This window comes from Acinetobacter sp. XS-4 (assembly GCF_023920705.1).
GTDB lineage: Bacteria > Pseudomonadota > Gammaproteobacteria > Pseudomonadales > Moraxellaceae > Acinetobacter.
Genome location: NZ_CP094657.1, coordinates 676,324 through 696,073 on the forward strand (window position 1 = coordinate 676,324; position 19,750 = coordinate 696,073).

General features: G+C 38.3%; 15 protein-coding genes and 6 tRNA genes. 14 read left to right on the plus strand and 7 right to left on the minus strand.

Annotated elements, in window-relative coordinates:
* Window positions 1–40 precede the first annotated feature (40 nt).
* The 3 genes from MMY79_RS03320 to MMY79_RS03330 all read right to left on the minus strand — a co-directional run bounded on the left by MMY79_RS03320 (window position 41) and on the right by MMY79_RS03330 (window position 4,968).
* The gene (locus tag MMY79_RS03320) at window positions 41–3,139 is read right to left on the minus strand and encodes an efflux RND transporter permease subunit (RefSeq protein ID WP_252612005.1); all 3,099 of its coding nucleotides are present in this window, start codon (window positions 3,137–3,139) and stop codon (window positions 41–43) included.
* A 15-nt stretch (window positions 3,140–3,154) separates the two neighbouring features.
* Window positions 3,155–4,264, minus strand: a complete 1,110-nt coding sequence (locus tag MMY79_RS03325; RefSeq protein ID WP_252613416.1) for an efflux RND transporter periplasmic adaptor subunit — start codon at window positions 4,262–4,264, stop codon at window positions 3,155–3,157.
* Window positions 4,265–4,332: 68 nt separating this feature from the next.
* A complete protein-coding gene (locus MMY79_RS03330; protein WP_252612007.1) occupies window positions 4,333–4,968 on the minus strand; it encodes a hypothetical protein in 636 nt (211 codons plus the stop codon).
* A 284-nt stretch (window positions 4,969–5,252) separates the two neighbouring features.
* Here MMY79_RS03330 and pilG point away from each other — a divergent pair, with 284 nt between their 5' ends.
* The 6 genes from pilG (at window position 5,253) to MMY79_RS03360 (ending at window position 13,864) form a co-directional block, all read left to right on the plus strand.
* Window positions 5,253–5,636, plus strand: coding sequence for a twitching motility response regulator PilG (gene pilG, locus MMY79_RS03335; RefSeq protein WP_000389061.1), 384 nt, complete (start codon window positions 5,253–5,255; stop codon window positions 5,634–5,636).
* A 23-nt stretch (window positions 5,637–5,659) separates the two neighbouring features.
* The gene (locus MMY79_RS03340) at window positions 5,660–6,022 is read left to right on the plus strand and encodes a response regulator (RefSeq protein ID WP_016137139.1); all 363 of its coding nucleotides are present in this window, start codon (window positions 5,660–5,662) and stop codon (window positions 6,020–6,022) included.
* Window positions 6,023–6,081: 59 nt separating this feature from the next.
* Window positions 6,082–6,618: a chemotaxis protein CheW gene (locus MMY79_RS03345; RefSeq protein WP_005309806.1), complete on the plus strand. Its 537-nt coding sequence runs from the start codon at window positions 6,082–6,084 to the stop codon at window positions 6,616–6,618.
* Window positions 6,619–6,661: 43 nt separating this feature from the next.
* Complete coding sequence (locus MMY79_RS03350) at window positions 6,662–8,743, plus strand: methyl-accepting chemotaxis protein (RefSeq protein WP_252612009.1); 2,082 nt, start codon at window positions 6,662–6,664, stop codon at window positions 8,741–8,743.
* 148 nt (window positions 8,744–8,891) lie between these two features.
* The gene (locus MMY79_RS03355) at window positions 8,892–13,397 is read left to right on the plus strand and encodes a hybrid sensor histidine kinase/response regulator (RefSeq protein ID WP_252612011.1); all 4,506 of its coding nucleotides are present in this window, start codon (window positions 8,892–8,894) and stop codon (window positions 13,395–13,397) included.
* Entirely contained in the window at window positions 13,397–13,864 is a 468-nt protein-coding gene (locus MMY79_RS03360) for a hypothetical protein (RefSeq protein ID WP_252612013.1), read from the plus strand. The genes MMY79_RS03355 and MMY79_RS03360 overlap by 1 nt, the downstream gene beginning before the upstream one ends.
* Window positions 13,865–13,897: 33 nt before the next feature.
* Here the strand turns inward: MMY79_RS03360 and dapE are convergent, their stop codons facing one another.
* The 3 genes from dapE to MMY79_RS03375 form a co-directional block, all read right to left on the minus strand.
* The gene (dapE, locus tag MMY79_RS03365) at window positions 13,898–15,034 is read right to left on the minus strand and encodes a succinyl-diaminopimelate desuccinylase (RefSeq protein WP_252612015.1); all 1,137 of its coding nucleotides are present in this window, start codon (window positions 15,032–15,034) and stop codon (window positions 13,898–13,900) included.
* Between the two features lie 125 nt (window positions 15,035–15,159).
* Window positions 15,160–15,303: an entericidin A/B family lipoprotein gene (locus MMY79_RS03370; RefSeq protein WP_003655297.1), complete on the minus strand. Its 144-nt coding sequence runs from the start codon at window positions 15,301–15,303 to the stop codon at window positions 15,160–15,162.
* Window positions 15,304–15,425: 122 nt separating this feature from the next.
* Window positions 15,426–16,307: a DUF1853 family protein gene (locus MMY79_RS03375; protein WP_252612017.1), complete on the minus strand. Its 882-nt coding sequence runs from the start codon at window positions 16,305–16,307 to the stop codon at window positions 15,426–15,428.
* A gap of 103 nt (window positions 16,308–16,410) precedes the next feature.
* On the opposite strand from MMY79_RS03375, the gene MMY79_RS03380 reads away from it, so the two are divergent.
* The 8 genes from MMY79_RS03380 (at window position 16,411) to MMY79_RS03415 (ending at window position 18,419) form a co-directional block, all read left to right on the plus strand.
* Window positions 16,411–16,770, plus strand: coding sequence for a YbaN family protein (locus tag MMY79_RS03380; protein ID WP_252612019.1), 360 nt, complete (start codon window positions 16,411–16,413; stop codon window positions 16,768–16,770).
* 218 nt (window positions 16,771–16,988) lie between these two features.
* Window positions 16,989–17,492 (plus strand): cell wall-recycling L,D-carboxypeptidase ElsL, encoded by a 504-nt coding sequence (gene elsL / locus MMY79_RS03385; protein ID WP_252612022.1) that lies wholly within the window; start codon window positions 16,989–16,991, stop codon window positions 17,490–17,492.
* A 207-nt stretch (window positions 17,493–17,699) separates the two neighbouring features.
* Window positions 17,700–17,775: transfer RNA gene (locus MMY79_RS03390), tRNA-Val, on the plus strand.
* Between the two features lie 24 nt (window positions 17,776–17,799).
* A tRNA-Asp gene (locus MMY79_RS03395) sits at window positions 17,800–17,876 on the plus strand.
* A gap of 47 nt (window positions 17,877–17,923) precedes the next feature.
* A tRNA-Asp gene (locus MMY79_RS03400) sits at window positions 17,924–18,000 on the plus strand.
* Between the two features lie 88 nt (window positions 18,001–18,088).
* A tRNA-Val gene (locus MMY79_RS03405) sits at window positions 18,089–18,164 on the plus strand.
* A gap of 36 nt (window positions 18,165–18,200) precedes the next feature.
* Window positions 18,201–18,277: transfer RNA gene (locus MMY79_RS03410), tRNA-Asp, on the plus strand.
* 66 nt (window positions 18,278–18,343) lie between these two features.
* Window positions 18,344–18,419, plus strand: a tRNA-Val gene (locus MMY79_RS03415).
* Between the two features lie 459 nt (window positions 18,420–18,878).
* Here MMY79_RS03415 and MMY79_RS03420 read toward each other — a convergent pair.
* Window positions 18,879–19,664, minus strand: a complete 786-nt coding sequence (locus MMY79_RS03420; RefSeq protein WP_252612024.1) for a YdcF family protein — start codon at window positions 19,662–19,664, stop codon at window positions 18,879–18,881.
* Window positions 19,665–19,750: the final 86 nt, after the last annotated feature.

Below are 19,750 nucleotides of genomic sequence, written 5' to 3' on the forward strand. Positions count from 1 at the left end.
TAAGCGTTATAAAAACGCAGATTATACGATAATCGCTGCATTATGACATGAATCGTCGAGTTTGACGCAGCATAAAGTTTTTCAAGTCATCTAGATAAGTGAAAATGACGGGTACAACCACAAGAGTCAATAGGGTAGAAGTAATCACGCCCCCAATCACAGCGTGAGCCATTGGCGCGCTTTGCTCACCACCTTCACCAAGACCTAAAGCTAGAGGAACCATCCCCATCACCATGGCACTTGTCGTCATTAAAATTGGACGTAAACGAGTTTTGCCTGCTTGTAAAATGGCATCATAACGGCTTGTCCCCTGATCCATTGCTTTCTTAATAAAGTCGATGAGCAAAATCGCATTTTTGGTGACGAGTCCCATCAACATGATAATACCGATAATCGAAAACAGGTTTAGGGTGCTTTTGAACAAGAATAGGGCGAGAAAAACACCAATGAGGGACAATGGTAAAGAGGTCATAATTGCAGCAGGATGAATAAAACTATTAAACTGAGAACCTAAAACAATATAGATAAATACAATTGAAAGGGTGATGGCTGTTAAGGCATATCCAGCAGATTCAGCCATGTCAGCATTTGCCCCTTGAGTGTCAAATGTATATCCAGCAGGTAGTTTAAATGCCTTTTGCATTTTATCGATGTCTTGACCAATGTCGCCGCTAGGTCGTCCTGAGGTATTTGCTTCAATCAGTACTTCACGTTCAAGATCACGTCGGTTAATTTGTGAAGCACCGAGTTTTTCTTCAGTTGTTGCAACTGCGCTAAGTGGAACTAATATATTTTGCCCAGTCGCATTGGTCTTATTGGAATTGAGATATAGGTTCTGCACATCTTGTGGAAGCATACGTTTATTTTCATTTAAACGTACATTCACATCATAATTTTCGCCATCGCGATCTTTCCAAGTTGTGACATTATCACCCGCAATTAATGGGCGAATCGCATTTGCAATCTGAGAAACAGATAAGCCTAAATCACTTGCCAGTACGCGGTTAATATGGACACCTAGAGTCGGTTTAGGTTCTTTTAATGAGCTTTCTAAATCTACGACACCTTTAATTTTTTCCATTTCAGCAATAAAACGATCTGAAATTTTCTGTAGCTCATTTAGGTCAGATCCTTTAATAGAGATCATGATTGGCTTTTGTCCGCCAGAGACAGAATCTTGTGCTGCGGCAACAGAGGTCACTCGAATACCCGCTACACTTTGCAAACGATCACGGAACTCATTGTTGAGTGTATTCAAATCTGAGCTACGTTCTTGTTTTGGCTTTAAGGTCACGCCTAAACCTGCATGGTTTTTACCAGAGTCTACCTCACTGTTGACCACGCCATAAGTAGAAACCACATCGGGAAACTGTCTAATAATCTTATCAACTTGATGTAATTTTGCTTGGGTATATTCCAAAGAAGCATCTACAGGGGTTTCAAACTGAATACGAACTTCACCTTTATCTGGAGTAGGTACAAATTCGGTCCCAATCAGTTTAGATAGTCCTAGTGCAGCAAATAGTGAAACAATTGCAATAATGACTGTGATGAAACGGAAATGTAAAGCCAGCTTTAAGAGTTTTTCATAAACATGAGTAAGTCGATCTAACACATTAGAAATATAGTTAAAAAAGCGTTGTAGCCAATTATCTTTTTTCTTGACTGGATCTTTCCAGTGAGCAGAAAGCATTGGATCGAGCGTAAAACTAATAAACATTGAAATTAAAACGGCTGTACTCACCGTTACGCCAAACTGATAAAAGAAACGTCCAATCAGTCCGCCCATGAAGGCGACAGGTAAAAATACAGCTACAATGGTAAGTGTGGTCGCGAGTACCGCTAAACCAATTTCTTTCGTACCTTCTAAGGCAGCAGTCACATGATCTTTGCCAAGTTCAGTATGTCTTACGATGTTTTCCCGAACCACAATCGCATCATCAATTAATAGGCCAATACTGAGCGATAGAGCCAATAACGTCATCATATTAATGCTGAAACCAAAAGCCCAAATGAAAGTTAAGGTTCCTAGCAAAGTAATCGGTAAGGTTAGACCTGTAATAACGGTAGAGCGGAAAGAGCCTAAAAATAATAGAACAATTAAAACTGCTAAGGCAGCACCTTCAATAATGGTACGGGTCACATCTTTAATTGAAGCACGAATTCCTTTCGAGCTATCGGCCACAACTTTGTAGTTTAAACCCGCAGGCATTTGTGTTTTTAATTTCTCTAAAGTTTGATAGGTTTTATCGACAACCTGAATCACATTGGCATCGGAACTCTTTAAAATATCGACAGAGACTGCTGTTCTTCCATTATAAAATGCGCTTGATTGTAGTTCGGCTTGTGTATCTTCAATCGTTGCAACTTGCTTTAGAAAAATTGGTGAACCATTTTTATTGGCAATCACCAAATCACCAAAAGCAAGTGGATGAATGACCTTTGATTGAATCTGTACAACCAGTTCAGAATTCTTCTGTTGTAAGGTTCCTGCGGGAACTTCAATATTTTCATTTTTTAGCGTATTAATGACCTGATCAATGCCAATCCCATAACTTTGCAGTTGCTCAGGAAGAATTTTTATGCGTATTTGCCGTTTGGCATCCCCCAATAAATTCACATTGCCGACACCAGACACGGTTTTAAGCTGCGGCACGATACGTTTATCTACATATGAACTTAGTTGAGCCAAACTCATGCTATTTGATTCAAACACCACCGACATGATCGGGCTAGAAGAGGGGTCGTAGCGTTGTACAATCGGTGTATCAATTTCATCACGAAATTGGGCTGTGACTGGAGCAATTTTGTCACGAACATCTTGTGCTGCAAGGGCCGATGAAGTATCGAGATTAAACTCAGCCACAATCATCGAAAAGCCTTCACTTGACCGTGAAGTGATTTGTTTAATCCCTGAAATTGTATTGATCTGATCTTCGAGTTTTTTTGTAATATCTGATTCAACCGCTTCAGGTGAAGCACCAGCATATTGCGTAGTCACTACTACGAATGGGAAATCGACGTTCGGAAATTCTTCAACCGTCATTCGTTTCCAAGAAGCTAACCCGAGTACCATTAAGCTGAGCATCATCATAATAGTAAAAACGGGATATTTCACACTGATTCGAGTAAACCACATATGCTATTTGCTACCTTATTTATTTTTTTCGGTTGTAACCGTCACTTTTTTATTAATGTCGGAATCTTCAAATTGAATACGGCTCACTAGATCTGTACGTTGTAGACCATCAACTAAAGCAATATTGTCGTTATAGCGCTGTTCAACTACTCGAATTTTAACTTTTTGAATGGTGTGATTACGTACCACCCATACAAAAGGATCATGTTGCATATTTTGAATGCTGTCTAAAGGAATCGTTTGGCCTTGCTGAGTGTCATTGCGGAGAATATTTCCATTAATGAAAGCGCCAATGCTTAACGAATCAATTTTTTCTTTAGGAACGGCAAAAAATTCGATTTGTCGGCTGTCTTGATCTGCGACAGGTGAAATACGTGTAAGCGTCGCATTTAATTGCTTAGAATTTCCCTGAATCTGATATTGAATGCTGCTACCTACTTTAAGAGCAGACTGTTGCTCAATGGGTAGCTTGGCTTGTATTTCAAGTTGGTCTGGATTTACGATTTCAAATAATGTTTGACCAACTGATACAGTCTGACCAGGTTCGACTTGTCGCTTAGTAATGACGCCTGAAATTGGGCTGGTAATAATACCGTCTTGATCAGCCTTACGAGCAATATCAACATTCGCTTGTTGGGCTTTTACACTTTCAAGTTGCCCTTTATAGTCAACCTGGCTTTGTTCAAACTCGACACGAGCAATAAACCCCTGATTAAAAAGTCGTTGCTTTCGGTTCATTAAATTGCGTGCAAGTTCAGCTTGTGACTGAGCCGAGGCAAGGTTGGCGCGCGCTTGTGCTAATCGTGCAACATTGTCCTGATTATTCAATCTCACTAAAACTTGGCCTTTTTGTACCTGTTGACCAACATTTGTAGTTACAGTCGTCGCCGTGGCACTCACTTGAGCCTGAATTGAACTTTGCTGAACCGCACGGATGGTTCCCGTAAATGCAGTTTGAGAGTCAAGTGCTCCTTCTTTAACTGCAATCAGGTCTTGAGGAATGAGTTCAATTTTTGCTGGAGCTGATGCCGTTGTTTTAGTCGTTTCTTGCTGATTACATGCAGCTAAAATCAAACATAAACTAATAATACTCAGTTTAAAAATAGTGGAAGGGGTGAGATGCATTTTATGCATACAGCATCATCCTATAATTCAAATTTTATTTTGCCCCTATTCTTGATAAACCTTTACAGTTATTCAAGCTTTTTTAAACGTTCGATAATATTTTCATACTCGCTATTGGTACGTTTGTAAGTCTTGGAAAGTGTTTCAAGTGTTTGTTTGACCCTATAAATATTATTTAGATTGTTTTCAATCAAAGTCTTATGTCGCTCAGGAATGACTTCTCTCTTTCTGAAATATTCCATTTCTTGACGCTTAAATAAAATTTTGTCTTGTTGTAACTGGTCGAGTTGTTCCTCTTGATAGTTAATTTGCTTCTTTATAGCAAGTAATGCCTGATCTCTTTTAAGCATGGCTGTCTTACTACTGCTATAGGCATTTTTTAATTTGATATCTAGTTCTCTATGCCGTGCCGACAGTGCTCTTTGATTTGATTGATTTAAATCAGCCTGAGCATTATAAGAGTGGTTTCTTTTAATCACTTGCATATTTTGATCTAGAACTTCATAACCGTAACGAATGTGAGCAGGAGTGACTGACGTACTAATGTTGGCTGTACCTTGTTGATCATAATAACGATACCAGACTACTTTGGGAGTATCAGCTAGAGCCAAGGTCGTTGATAAACAGAGTGAACCGAAGGAAATAATGCCTACAGATACAGACAAGCAGCTCCTATAAAAGGCATATTTCATCCGATTATTCATTGAAAATCCCCAAAAAAGAAAGCTAAATCGCTTATTTTTAAATAATTAATCTTTATTATATTAGTTATTATTTAGCTGAATAAAAATATAGTCATTATAAAAAAAATGATAATTTTAATTAAAGTGTGATGAGGTTAAAAGTTATTGTTTATAAATGAGAAAGTAGACAAAAATGCCTCATTGAAAATAGACCATGAGATATGTTAAAAATGCGTATAAATGCGTAAAAACAAATTTAAGTTAAATTGCATTTATATTTTATATTTATGGGGATGGAAGATTAAATGGAAGATGCATTCCAAAATCTGAAAGTAATGGTAATTGATGATTCAAAAACTATTCGCCGTACAGCAGAAACTTTATTACAGCGAGAAGGCTGTGAAGTGATTACTGCGGTAGATGGATTTGAAGCTTTGTCCAAAATTGCTGAGGCAAATCCAGATATTGTTTTTGTCGATATCATGATGCCTCGCTTAGATGGTTATCAAACTTGCGCTTTGATTAAAAACTCTCAAAATTATCAGAACATTCCCGTTATCATGCTCTCTAGTAAAGATGGTTTATTTGATCAGGCAAAAGGGCGTGTGGTAGGTTCAGATGAGTACTTGACGAAACCTTTTAGCAAAGATGAATTGTTAAACGCGATTCGTAATCATGTAAGTTCATAATTAACTAATTTAAGGGCAAAGAAATGGCACGTATTCTTATTGTTGATGACTCACCAACAGAGACTTATCGTTTTAGAGAAATTCTAACCAAGCATGGCTATGACGTACTTGAAGCATCTAATGGTGCAGATGGTGTAACTTTGGCAAAAGCAGAACAGCCTGACTTAGTGTTAATGGATGTGGTAATGCCAGGTGTTAATGGCTTTCAGGCAACACGCCAGATTACCCGTGATGAAGAAACTAAACATATTCCAGTTGTTATTGTGAGCACTAAAGATCAAGCAACTGACCGAGTATGGGGCAAGCGTCAAGGTGCAATCGATTATTTGATTAAACCTATCGAAGAAAAGCAATTGATTGATGTAATTAAACAATTTCTAAATTAACTCATCCATCCATAAAAACATAAATAACGGGATTGTGTGCCCGTTTTATAGGATCGAGTATGGCAGCGAATGGATTTATCGAGTTACTTCGTTTGTCTAAACGGGGTAATAAGAATTACGCTTCAGTTCAAAATGAAGCACAGCGATGGTCAGGGATTGCTTTTGAAATGAGAGGGCAATACTTCGTCGCACCACTTGGAGAAGTGTCAGAAGTTATCTATCCACCGAAATATACGCCAGTTCCAAATGCTCAAAGTTGGGTGAAGGGTTTGGCGAACATTCGGGGGCGGTTGCTTTCGGTTTCTGATTTGGCTCATTTTATTTCAGGGCAACGAAGTACATTTTCGTCTGCCCAAAAAGTGTTATGTATTAGCCATCACGACCAGTATGTGGGGTTGGTTGTGGATCAGGTCTTGGGGATTCAGCACTTTAATAAAAAAAGTTTTTTTTCTCAAAGCTTAGACTTAGAGGAAAACCTAAAAGATTATTGCCAAGGTTATTTTCATCAACATAACCAGCATTGGCATGTCTTTTTATTTAGTCGTTTATTGCAAAACCCACATTACATGAATGCATCGACAAAATTTATAAACTAATTTTTTACGCTGTGAAAAACAGAGTATTTTCTGGGGAGAAGCTATGGGCTTTAAGCTTAAAAAGAAAGGCGGCAATCGTGTTGCGTCCGAAAAATCGGGTCTCAATTTTATTGCAAAAATCCAGTCAGGAATTGAGCAATACGCCAGTTTATTTGGGGAAAGTGAAAAGTCCAAGCCTATCCTTTATGTAGCGTTGTTATGTTTGGTATTTGCTTTAACTTCGCTCGTTTATTTATTTTATAGCGTACCTCGACATAACGAATTAACACGTAGTTTGGGTGAGTTGCGTTTATTGTCACAAACGATTTCTAGACAGGCTACAGAAGCAACGGCTTCTGGATCACCTAAAGCTATGAAAGACTTAGCTGAATCAAATAAACTTTTTGCAGAAAATATGAAAGATGTTGAAAATATTCATGGTACATCTTCAAAAGAATACAAAAAGGTTGCGGTTCTGTGGAAAGCTTTGTCGTATGACATTAACTTGATCTCGTCACATCAGGACGTAATTAATCAGTTATACAACATGAACATCTCGATTAGTGATTCTATTCCTGAGATTCAGGCTGAATATAACTTGATGGTTGATAAGATGGTTCGCGAAAAAGCACCGAGTAGTCAGGTGATTATTGCTAAGAACCAAGTATTTATTGCAGAACGTATTTTACGTTCTATTAACACTGTTTTAGTTGGTTCAGAGAATTCTCAGACCTCAGCACATGACTTTGGTGTCGATATTGAGACATTTGGTGTCTATTTAAATGCACAGCTAAATGGAAATGCTGAATTGGGCGTTACTAGAGTTGAGTCTCCAGAAGTACGCGAATCTTTGGAAGGTATTAAATCTGAATATGATAAAGTTTTAAAATCTGCCGCAGCATCAGTTCTTCAGCATACAGATCAGATTGTAAACGTACGTCAGTCATCAGGGGAGATCCTCTCGGAATCTGATGAAATGTTATCTGTATTGGGTGATCTTTCTAAGCAAACACAATATGGTTGGAAAGCCTTTGCTCTAGTTGCACTTCTTACATTATCACTTCTTGGTTTAATTAGTTCAGTCTTGAAGCTTTTATCACTTCGTAGTAAAGCAGACAAACAACGTGTAGCTACTTTACAAGAAGAATATGACCGTAACCAAAACGCGATTTTACGTTTACTAGATGAAATCGCTGACTTGGCAGATGGTGACTTGCGTTCATATGCAACAGTATCTGAAGACTTTACTGGAGCGATTGCCGACTCGATTAACTTTGCGATTGACCAATTACGTGATCTTGTATCCCGAATTCATGAAACGTCTCAGGAAGTTGCCCGTTATACGCATGATACACAAAATATTACTAACCAGTTGGCAGAAGCATCAGAGCATCAGGCACAAGAAATTGCCGGCGCATCAACCGCAATGAATGAAATGGCGCAATCAATTGACAAAGTATCTTCAAATGCATCGGAATCAACCGAGGTAGCAGAGCGTTCGGTAGAAATTGCTTCTAATGGAGCACAAGTGGTAAACCGTTCAATTGAAGGTATGGACACGATTCGTGAACAGATTCAGGAAACTTCTAAACGTATTAAGCGTTTGGGTGAGTCTTCACAAGAAATTGGTAACATCGTATCGTTAATTAATGACATTGCGGACCAAACAAACATTCTTGCATTAAATGCAGCAATTCAAGCATCTATGGCAGGCGAGGCAGGACGTGGTTTTGCCGTGGTTGCAGATGAAGTACAGCGTCTTGCGGAACGTTCAGCATCGGCAACTAAACAGATCGAAACTCTGGTTAAAACAATTCAGACCGATACTAACGAAGCTGTTATTTCAATGGAACAAACAACAACTGAGGTTGTGCGCGGAGCGAACTTGGCAAAAGATGCGGGTATTGCCTTGGACGAGATTCAAAAAGTATCTGGTGACTTGGCAAACCTAATGGCCAGTATTTCTGATGCAGCAAAACTTCAGTCAGCATCTGCGAGTCACATTGCGACAACCATGACCGTCGTACAAGAAATTACTTCGCAAACGACAACTGCAACATTCGATACAGCGCGTTCTGTTTCTGAATTAGCAAATATGGCAGAGTCATTACGTGAATCGGTAACGGACTTTAAATTACCTGATTAAATTGGGGACGAGGGTAGCTATTTCTATACTAGCTATTCTTCTAAAAAGTATTAACAACACCAGATAAATATTGGGGACACAGTTATTTATCTGGTGTTGACTCTGTCGTTTTTCTCCATTTAGGAGACAAGCAAAAGAAGCCTTTGCTATGAAAGAAATATTAAAAACTTTAACTGAAGCAATGATGCTACCGGAAGATAGCTATTCTCAACAAGATGACGAATTTCTTGATATTTTTGTTGAAGAAATTGAAGAAATTTTTGTTGAATTGCAATCTTTGATTCATGAATGGATGCAATCTAGAAATGTTGCTACGCTGACTGACATCCGTCGCCATTTTCATACCTTGAAAGGTTCAGGGCGAATGATTGCAGCGAAATCCTCTGCTGAGCTTGCTTGGACTGTAGAAGATACGCTTAATCGGATCATCAATGAGAGTCTCACATTAACTCCTAACATCCAACAATATGTTCAGTTGGTATTTAAGTTCTATTTCTTTAAATTAGTAGATGACTTTAAATCTAAAAAGGAACATACAGTAGATTTTAGACCTCTTATTTTATTGGGACAACAATTACAACAACAGCAAAGTTTAGAGCCTGCTTTAGAAGAACTTTTATTATTGTCTGATACTCTCACTGCGGAAACTGAGACTGGTTTAGAGGTGAATGATTTAGAACCGGTGTCAGATAATTTAACTCTAGAAACCACTATAGAAAGTGAACATAACCTTGCTGAAACCTTAGTTTTATTTATGGAAGAAGCGGAAGAGCACTTAGCGACTATCGATCAGTTCTTAGAACAAGAAATACATCAGCACGAAAGTTATAATGCGCTCATCCGTGCGTTACATACATTGCGCGGTAGCTCGGCAATGGCTCAAGTAGAAGCAATTTTTGATGCTAGTACGAAGGTTGAGCATTTATTCAAAATCTTATTACAAGAAGAACTTTCTTCTCATTCAGAAGAAATTTTACTACTTCGTGATTACCGTCAGTTTATTCGAAATAGTTTAGATCTATTAGCTGCACATTGCTCTAATGAACAATTAGACTCTAACCTGAAGCAATTCAATCAGGTTTGGGATGCTTATATGGAGCAGCATGGGGAGCATTCAAGCCCACTCATGCCTCCACATGGTTTGGTATCTCAGCTGTTACAGCTTGATGTTTCAGAATTACTTGATGCAGAGTTGGATTTTGAGAAAGGAATTTGTTCAGAGTTTCCTCACTATCTTGAACGTTTGAGTGAACAAGCTGATTTGCTACTGCAACATACTCAGTCTCAGGCCATGGTTGGTTTATATGAATATACGAACCAGCTGAAAGATAGCTATGACGTATTGCTCGATCGCCCTGATTTATTGCAATCAGATTATGTTTTTGAAATTTATCAGAAAGCACATCAACAATTAATTCAATTATTTGATGCATTAGCTGCGGGTCAACGAGTTAGTATTATTGAGCAACACCACAATGTTTTGGAAGAGCTAAAACTATATACCCAACATATTCCAAGCCTTAATTCGGAATCATTAGACACTGATCAGGACGTTGTTGAGTCGTTATTTAGTATTGATGTAGAACAAACATCACATGAATCTTCGGTTTCTATCGAAAGTGTATTAACTGATCATGTAGCAATGAGTCAGAGTGTGCATTTAGATCGCCAGTTCATGTCTAGTGAGCACGTAAACCGTTATTTCGATCCAGAGCTGTTAGATATTTTTCTTGAAGAAGCTGATGAGTTGCTTGAAGGAATGGATACAGATCTTAATATTTGGATTAATGATCAAGAGAACTTCGCTGCTCTTAATAATCTGATGCGTTATTTGCATACCTTAAAAGGTGGGGCAAATATGATTCAGGCAAATTATATTGGTTTAATCGCACATGAATTAGAAAGTATTTATGAGCGCTTAATTCAAAGACAGTTAATTACTTCAACTGCTCTCATTGATTTTATCCGTCTGGTCCAAGATGATTTGGCTGATCGTCTACAAATAGTACGTGAACAGCACCTAGATTACGCTGCTTCTCATACTATTCAAGCGCTTAAGAGTGCAGCCAAGGTCTATAATTCACTTGGATCTACTGTTAAAGAGACGCAAGCTGAGTCTGAAACAGATGCAATACCGGAATTAATTTTTGAAGTATTACAACAAGAAGCTATAGACAATACTGGCTTAAATCTCGATGAGTTAACTTCTAATTTTGAGCAGATTGTTGAGTCTAATATTAGGCTTGTTGAACACACAGAATTACAAGTTTTTGATGCAGAAGGCTATACAGACAGCATCCAAGATCAGGATATTGATTCTGTTGTCGAACAGACATTTATGGAGGAAGCGGCTGAGCTCTTAGAGATGGCTGATCACCTATTAAAGCAGTGGTTTGAGCAGCGTACTAATCGTAGTATCTTGCTTCAGCTACAAAGAGCAGTGCACAGCTTGAAAGGTGGTTCCCGTATGCTGGGACTAGAAACCGTACAAGCGATTGCTTATCAACTTGAAAATGCTTTTGAAAAATTTGCGCTTTATCATTTTAGCTCAAATATTTATGACAACTTGCTAGAGAGTGCGATTGTCTGGCTAAAAGAGGCAATTTTTAAGCAAAATTATCAACATTTCGATGGTTTACAACAAAGTTTAGAAAATATTCAATTTATTGAAACCGCAATACAAATTCCAAGTAAGTTGACTAGAACTGATCTATTTGGCACTGAACCTGTCATGAGCTTCGTGCAAGGTGATGGGGCAGAACCACCGCCAATGTTGGGAGCATGGGAGCAAACGCAGCATCTTGAACAAAATAATGAGATGATTCGTGTTTCAGCAGATTTAATCGAGAAAATGATTGATTTGTCTGGTGAAAATTCGATTAACCGTTCACGAATTGAAATGGATCTCAGTCAATTTGGTCATACGCTAGTGGAAATGGAATTAGCCATTCAACGACTTGCAGACCAGTTACGTCGAATGGAAGGCGAATTAGAAAGCCAGATTATTGCAAAACACGGTATTGAGCATTCTCGTTATACAGAATTTGATCCTCTAGAGATGGACCAATATTCTTCATTGAATCAATTATCGAAATCACTTGCCGAATCTGCATCGGATTTAGTGGATTTCAAAAATACATTATCAGAAAAAATCAGAGACACCGAAAGTTTGCTGGTACAGCAATCACGTATTCAAGCCGAAATTCAAGAAGGACTAATGCGAACGCGATTAGTACCATTCTCTCGATTGCTACCTCGTTTACAACGAATTGTGAGACAGACTTCTACGGCATTGGATCGACCAGCAGAGCTTTTTGTGAATAATACCGAAGGTGAGCTAGACCGGACAATGCTAGAGCGTTTGGTTACACCACTTGAGCACATGCTTCGAAATGCAATTGACCATGGTCTAGAAGATCGTGCACAACGTGAACAAGCGCAAAAACCAGAAACTGGACGTATTGAACTGAATATTAATCGTCAAGGTACGGATGTTGTTGTTACCTTTAAAGATGATGGCCAAGGTATTGATATCGAGAAGGTCCGTCAAAAGGCTCTCTTGTCTGGTTTGATTAATCCTGAACAAGTATTAGAACATCAAGATATTCTACAACTGATTTTCCATCCAGGGTTAAGTACAGCCGATCAAGTCACTCAGATTTCAGGCCGTGGTGTCGGGCTAGATGTTGTACAAAGTGATATTAAAGCTTTGGGCGGCCATGTGAGTGTCGATTCTGTTTATGGGCAAGGAACGATCTTTACCATACGTGTTCCAACCACAGTAGCTGTTAGTGATGCCTTAATGGTTAAAGTTGCAGATCAACAATTTGCAATTCCGTTGGCTCAAATTGATCGAATTGTTCGAGTTTCCCCAACATCATTAGAACAGTATTTTGGAAGCGCACAAGAATTCTTTGAATTTGAAAATAAACGTTATCCATTACGCTACTTATCTGAGTTTGTTGGTAATCAACCGATTCCACGTTTAAGTGGGATGATGTATTCGCTACCAGTATTAATGATTAAGACGAATAATGGACAAACTATTGCATTATTGGTTGATCAGCTTATTGGTTCACGAGCGCAGATTGTAGTTAAGCCAATCGGGCAGCAGTTTTCTAGTATTGGTGCGATTGCAGGCGCAACTATTTTAGGTGATGGTCAAGTTTGTCTAATTTTAGATGGACAAAATATTGCTCGCCAAATTCAGTCTACTCGTCGACATAAGTCGCTCAATGAGACTGTCTATAGACAACGCGAGTCTGACGAACGCCGTCTCATTATGATTGTAGATGACTCTGTTACAGTCCGTAAGGTGACGACTCGTTTACTCGAACGCCAAGGCTATGACGTAGTCACTGCTAAAGATGGTATTGATGCAATTGAGCAGTTGGAAAATATTAAACCAGATCTGATGTTGCTTGATATCGAAATGCCGCGAATGGATGGTTTTGAGGTACTTAACCTCGTACGACATCATGATCTGCATCAAGATATGCCAGTCATTATGATTACATCAAGAACTGGTGAAAAACACCGTGAACGAGCATTTGCTTTAGGGGTCAACCAATACATGGGTAAACCTTTCCAAGAAGAAGACTTACTTCACAATATTGATGCTTTTTTCACGAAACGTGAAGAGGAACTTGCCTAATGAAGAGTCAGATAAGTACATCATTAATTAATGAAATGGATCAGCAAGAACTTCAACATTTAATTACTGTTTCAACTGGTTTTATTGATGCATATATTATTGAATGTGATCAGCAAGTGCCGATGCTATTGCCACAAAACATCGTGTTATCAGCTATGGATGTTAAAAATGGTATTAAGCATATTGAATGGCATGACGTAAAGCTTCCAGTCTATTCATTGCATAATAATGTTGACTCGCGAGCGGTGGCATTGGTTATTGAAAGTGAAGATATCAGCCAACGTTTTGCACTCATCTGCAAATCGATGCCAGCTTCAGTTCGTTTACGTATTTCTGAAGTCGTAGATGAAAATGAAGATACACAAGACACTTTACAGCATCCAACTGTATTTAAATATGTACGTATGGAGAATCAACGCTACCACGTGCCTAATTTGCAATATATACAAAACACACTTCATCTATAAAAAAAGGAACTCATTTGAGTTCCTTTTTAATTTTTATTTAGCTAATAAATTTTCTAAAATTTGCTCATAAATATCAGTGAGTGGATCAAGATCATGCACGTCAACATGTTCATTAATTTGATGAATTGTTGCGTTAAGAACCCCTAACTCCAATACCTGTGCACCTGTTGGAGCAATAAAGCGCCCGTCAGAAGTACCACCACTTGTTGAAAGCTCAGTTTCAGTGCCAGTTACATTTAAAATAGCAGTTTGAGCCGCATTAACGAGTTCACCAACTGGTGTTAGGAAAGGTAAACCAGACAAGTTCCAAACGATTTCATACTGTAAACCGTGTTTATCTAAAATCTCATGAACACGTTGTTTAAGCTGTTCAGCTGTTACTTCTGTTGAATAACGGAAGTTAAAAGTAACTTCTAAAGTACCTGGAATGACGTTGGTTGCACCAGTTCCAGCATGAATATTTGAAATCTGAAATGATGTTGCTGGGAAATATTCATTTCCATTATCCCACACGCTTTGGCATAGCTCTGTTAAAGCAGGTGCTGCTTCATGAATAGGGTTAAGTGCTAAATGTGGATAAGCCACATGGCCTTGTTTGCCTTGGACCTTTAATACTGCATTAAGCGAACCACGACGCCCATTTTTAACAATATCACCTAATTTATGAGTACTTGAAGGTTCACCTACCAAACACCATTTAATTTTTTCGTTACGTTGTTCAAGCGTCTCAATAACCTTGACCGTACCATTAATCGCAGGGCCTTCTTCATCGGACGTAATCAGAAATGCGATAGAGCCTTTATGGTCTGGATGTTTTGCTACAAAACGCTCAGATGCGACAACCATAGCAGCCAAAGCAGTTTTCATATCTGCCGAACCACGACCATATAATTTTCCATCGCGGATTTCAGGTGCAAATGGATCTGAATTCCACGATTCTAACTTGCCTGTTGGGACAACATCAGTATGGCCTGCAAAACAAAATACAGGCTCTTCAGTTCCGCGACGTGCCCAGAGATTATCTACATCACCAAAACGCATTGGTTCAATATGAAAACCAACTTGGCTTAAACGGTCTGCCATGATGGTCTGGCAAGTATGATCAATTGGAGTAACAGAAGGTTGTTGTAAAAGTTCTAGGCTAAGCGAGAGAGTATCTGAATGGTTCATACCGGAAATTGCGTGCTGATCAGGTGAAATATAGTCCGATATAATAGGCGAATCTCTACGTGATGGGTACGTAAAAATAAAAAAACCTTATCGGAATGATAAGGTTTTTTAGTGATAACTCTAACTTACATTTTATCTTGTGTTTTTTCAGCAGTATTCGTTACAGCATCACCTGCTTTAGAAACATCTTTACCAAAACCCTTAAACGTATTACAGCCTGTTAAAACAACAGCAATCATGACAGAAGCAGCTAAAACTTTTTTCATCATTTTCTCCGTTTAAATTTAATAATGAAGTAAATTTAGATTAAAAAACAAACGGAAAAAGAAACATGACTGTTTAATAGTAAAAACGTTATAAAATGTTTCTAGAATCTTAAATTTCTTGTTAATTATTTAAATTTCTGCAGGTTGGACTTAAATTTTAAGTATGTAGGATGTCTAAACATGTAAAACCGAATTTCCTGACCATTTTTACAATACAAACCATCTGTCCACCAATGTGCTGGAGCGGAACTAGGTTGTTTATTTGGACAAAGCCATTCGTGCCTTTCTAATCGATAAAAAGAAGAATGAGGAATTGTTGTACCCCAATATCCCAAACGACGCTTTAAATTTACCCAGTCAGGTAGTGGCTGCTGCAAATTTAAACCTAAAGGAAGATAAAGTTGTCCTTTTAAAACCGCAAAGCGTTGTTGAATTTCGAAGTTTAAGGCTTCAGGAAACTGAAATTGTTTGTCTGTGAAGTGATAAAGCTTTTTGCTTAAAGTATCCTGACGATTTAAGCCAATCCATTGTTCTAAATGTAAATCTGCCTCACCGAGATAATATTTTAAGGCTACCTCCCAGTGTTCAATTTTTTGAGTTTCTTTATTTAAAATTAAAAAATCCAGTTCGCCTAATGTCTTTGGCCCCTCAATTTTTTGAATACTATGTCCTAATAATTGATAGGGATGATACTGATCCTCTTGCAACCAAAACCAGAGTAGATGTTCAAAGCGTAAACCTAGACGTGTACTTTTAAGCTGAGATAAAAACTGAATTAGAGGCTCTGGAGTTTGATCGAGCTCTTTCAAACGTGGTAAATAATTTTGGAAATGAACTTCCCAAACCTCACTTGGATGTAGCTGAAAATGATGTTGTATATCTAAGCTTTTTGGTAGTTGGCAAAGCAAATTTGGACTAGCAATACAAAAGGCGAGCTGTCGAACTATAGGATGTTGAAATTGAAGCCATGGCTCGAAATAGGACGTTTTAACTGAGGCAATATTCATACATTTAATACTCGAAGTAATTCATCCTAATTTCATAACGGATCAACAAAAAATATTAGAAAAACACTTTATACTAACGCTAACAGCAGGTTAAGGTTTATATATGCGAACATTGTTCTGGCGCTCTTTAGTTGTGATTTTTATCACGCTAGGCATTATTGGAGCAATTTTACCAGGTATGCCGACAACAGTGTTTTTGATTCTGGCTGCTTGGGCTGCATCAAAAGGCTGGCCACAAATGGATAGGTGGTTGTTAAATCATCCTAAATATGGTCCAACATTACGTGATTGGCGAGCCAATGGCACAGTGCCTCGTAAAGCGAAGTGGATTGCAAGCATCATGATGGCGATTAGCGGAATTATCATGCTATTTACTTCAGCGCCACTTTTAGTCAAGGCTTTTACTGATATTACTATGTTCATCGTTGCAGTTTGGTTATGGCTACGCCCTGAGCCAAAATAAAAGATTGATAATCTTTTATTTTGGTGCAAGACAAGCAGTGAAACTGCGCGTAGATAAAAGAAGATTGATAATCTTTTATTTTGGCGTAAGACAAGCAGTGAAACTGCGCGTAGATAAAAGAAGATTGATAATCTTTTATTTTTGGCGCAAGACACGCCCTTACAATAATTTTTTAATTAAGCTCAATGTATTTGAGTTGATATAAGAGAATAAGTTCAATGTCTCAATTTAAGCTCGAAGATGCGGATGTTCTTATCGATTTAGCGAACCAAACATTAACTTTGCCTAAACATAATAAGTTTTATGTCATTTCTACAGGAAAGAATGGAATTGGTGAGCAGGAAAATACGGGGAGAACACCACGCGGATGGCATAGAGTGGCAAAGAAAATTGGTGCAGAGTCCCCACAAAATGCAGTTTTTATTGCACGTAAGCCAACGGGGGAGGTTTATAGCACTGAGTTAGCTACCCAATATCCTGAACGGGACTGGATCCTTTCTCGTATTCTTTGGTTAGATGGCTTAGAAGAAGGCTTTAATAAAGGCGAAGGTCACGACACCATGCAGCGTTATATCTACATACATGGAACTCCAGACACGCAACCAATGGGGGTGTCAATGTCACATGGATGCGTTCGAATGCGTAATGAAGAAATCATTGAGCTATTTGATTTAGTGGCTGAAGATGCATTAGTTTATTTATCTGAACAATCTTTAACCTGAGTGCAGGATTTATCTAATCTTGATTAGCTGTGCAAATGTAGAAAATATTGAAATAAGTGTTTAAATAAAATACAAAAAATTGTTTTTTACTTAATAATGACTTATTTTTAATCATTCATTCGCATTTTTTCAAAAAGAAGTCGAAAAGCGTTTGACACCTGTTAAAGATTCTCTATAATGCACCTCACAAACGATGAAGACGTTAAAGGGCGCTTAGCTCAGTTGGTAGAGCGTCTGCCTTACAAGCAGAATGTCGGCGGTTCGATCCCGTCAGCGCCCACCAAGCCTTTACGTTAAGCTCTCAAGTGCAGCGGTAGTTCAGTTGGTTAGAATACCGGCCTGTCACGCCGGGGGTCGCGGGTTCGAGCCCCGTCCGCTGCGCCACTTAAGACTTAACATCGTTTACCCCACAATTTCGATATTGTGAAAGTGCAGCGGTAGTTCAGTTGGTTAGAATACCGGCCTGTCACGCCGGGGGTCGCGGGTTCGAGCCCCGTCCGCTGCGCCACTTTTCAGTTCGGGTTGTGTTTGGAAGATGATTTGAGATGTAAAAATCTTATATCAAAAAATTAATGAATAATTAATTTTTCTTCTTGGGGCGCTTAGCTCAGTTGGTAGAGCGTCTGCCTTACAAGCAGAATGTCGGCGGTTCGATCCCGTCAGCGCCCACCATATATGTGACCATACTTTATTTTAAAGTATTGTAGTGCAGCGGTAGTTCAGTTGGTTAGAATACCGGCCTGTCACGCCGGGGGTCGCGGGTTCGAGCCCCGTCCGCTGCGCCATTCTCTTGATTCCCTTGTCTAGAGAATGTAGAGTATAAAGATACATTCGTTATCTTTTCTCATTAAGGGCGCTTAGCTCAGTTGGTAGAGCGTCTGCCTTACAAGCAGAATGTCGGCGGTTCGATCCCGTCAGCGCCCACCATTATTTCATTCCGAAAGTTAAATTTTTCTAATATTTAAATTGCTTATTTATCTATAATTCTCAATCTATATTTGAATTCTTTATCTAAGTTAATCTAAATTTAGTTGTTCTATTCTAAAGCTCAAAGTTTATATCTCCAATTGACTGAAAATCATTAGTTAAGTTATTTCTTATTTGGATAAATGACTTTTGTGTTATTTAATTTGGGGCTATAGGTTTAAAACCTAACTGTGTTTAAAAGTGATTGCCTGAGTTATAGACTAAAATTATTTCAAATAAAATTTTATTTGAAATAATTTTACTGAATAGACTTTTCTTATATTAAATTTGCCATGTAATGACTCAAATAGAGCTTTATATATTTCATAAGCTTACTAGATCTATTTCTAACCAATAACAATACTTTCTTGCGTAAAAAAAACTGCTATTTTTTAATAGCAGTTTTGAAATAAGTCAGTCTTAATATTCGTTAAAAAACCATCCACTTGCAAAAGCGAAGTATTCTCGTAACCAAGAATTGTAGCGAGTAGCTAATGGTGTTTCTGCCGCCACGGTATAAACTTGCGTATAACCTTGTTTTTTAGCAATAGCTGCTGCTCGTGGAGTGTGAAAATCGCTTGTCACAATAGCTATCGGTTGGTCGAAGGTAATGTGGTGCTGTGCTAATAGTGGTTTACTATTCATTAGATTAAGTTCAGTACTTGTACTTTTATCTTCAAGTATCATTCGTTCTTTTGCTAAATGATAATGTTGCTCTAGATAACGAGACATCACTAATGCTTCGCTTTCCTTTTCTGAAAAATCAAGACCTCCCGTTACAACAACTTTTGCTTGGAGTTGTTTTAGAGCAATAGGGGCAGCTGTATCTAAACGTTTTGCAAGAGTTTTGGATGGCTGACCATTTTCTACCCCACTACCTAATACAATGATTGCATTTACTGGAGGCAGATTTTGACTTGTCTCTTTATTCTCTTTAATAAAATCAAAGAAATAGCCTAAGCTAATTAGCCATATCCAGAGGCATAACCATCCAAAACGCCAAAGTATGTGTAAGTGGTAATGATAGAAGAAGAAACGCTCTAAATGATAATAGAATAAAGAATAGAGGCAGAAGAACGCACCCAAAATTAAAGGGATAATTGTGCCGACATTAATTTTATTGAGACAAATTAAAATTAATCCATCCAGAAATAAAATCGAAGCAATGATTGCGAGGAAAATACGGATCCACTTACTGACTTGCATTGTGTTTAGAGTTGCAATTTAAATTGCAGACAGTGTATGCAAAATCATTCTGAATGCAATAAAAAACCGAGTAAAGCATTTGTGCT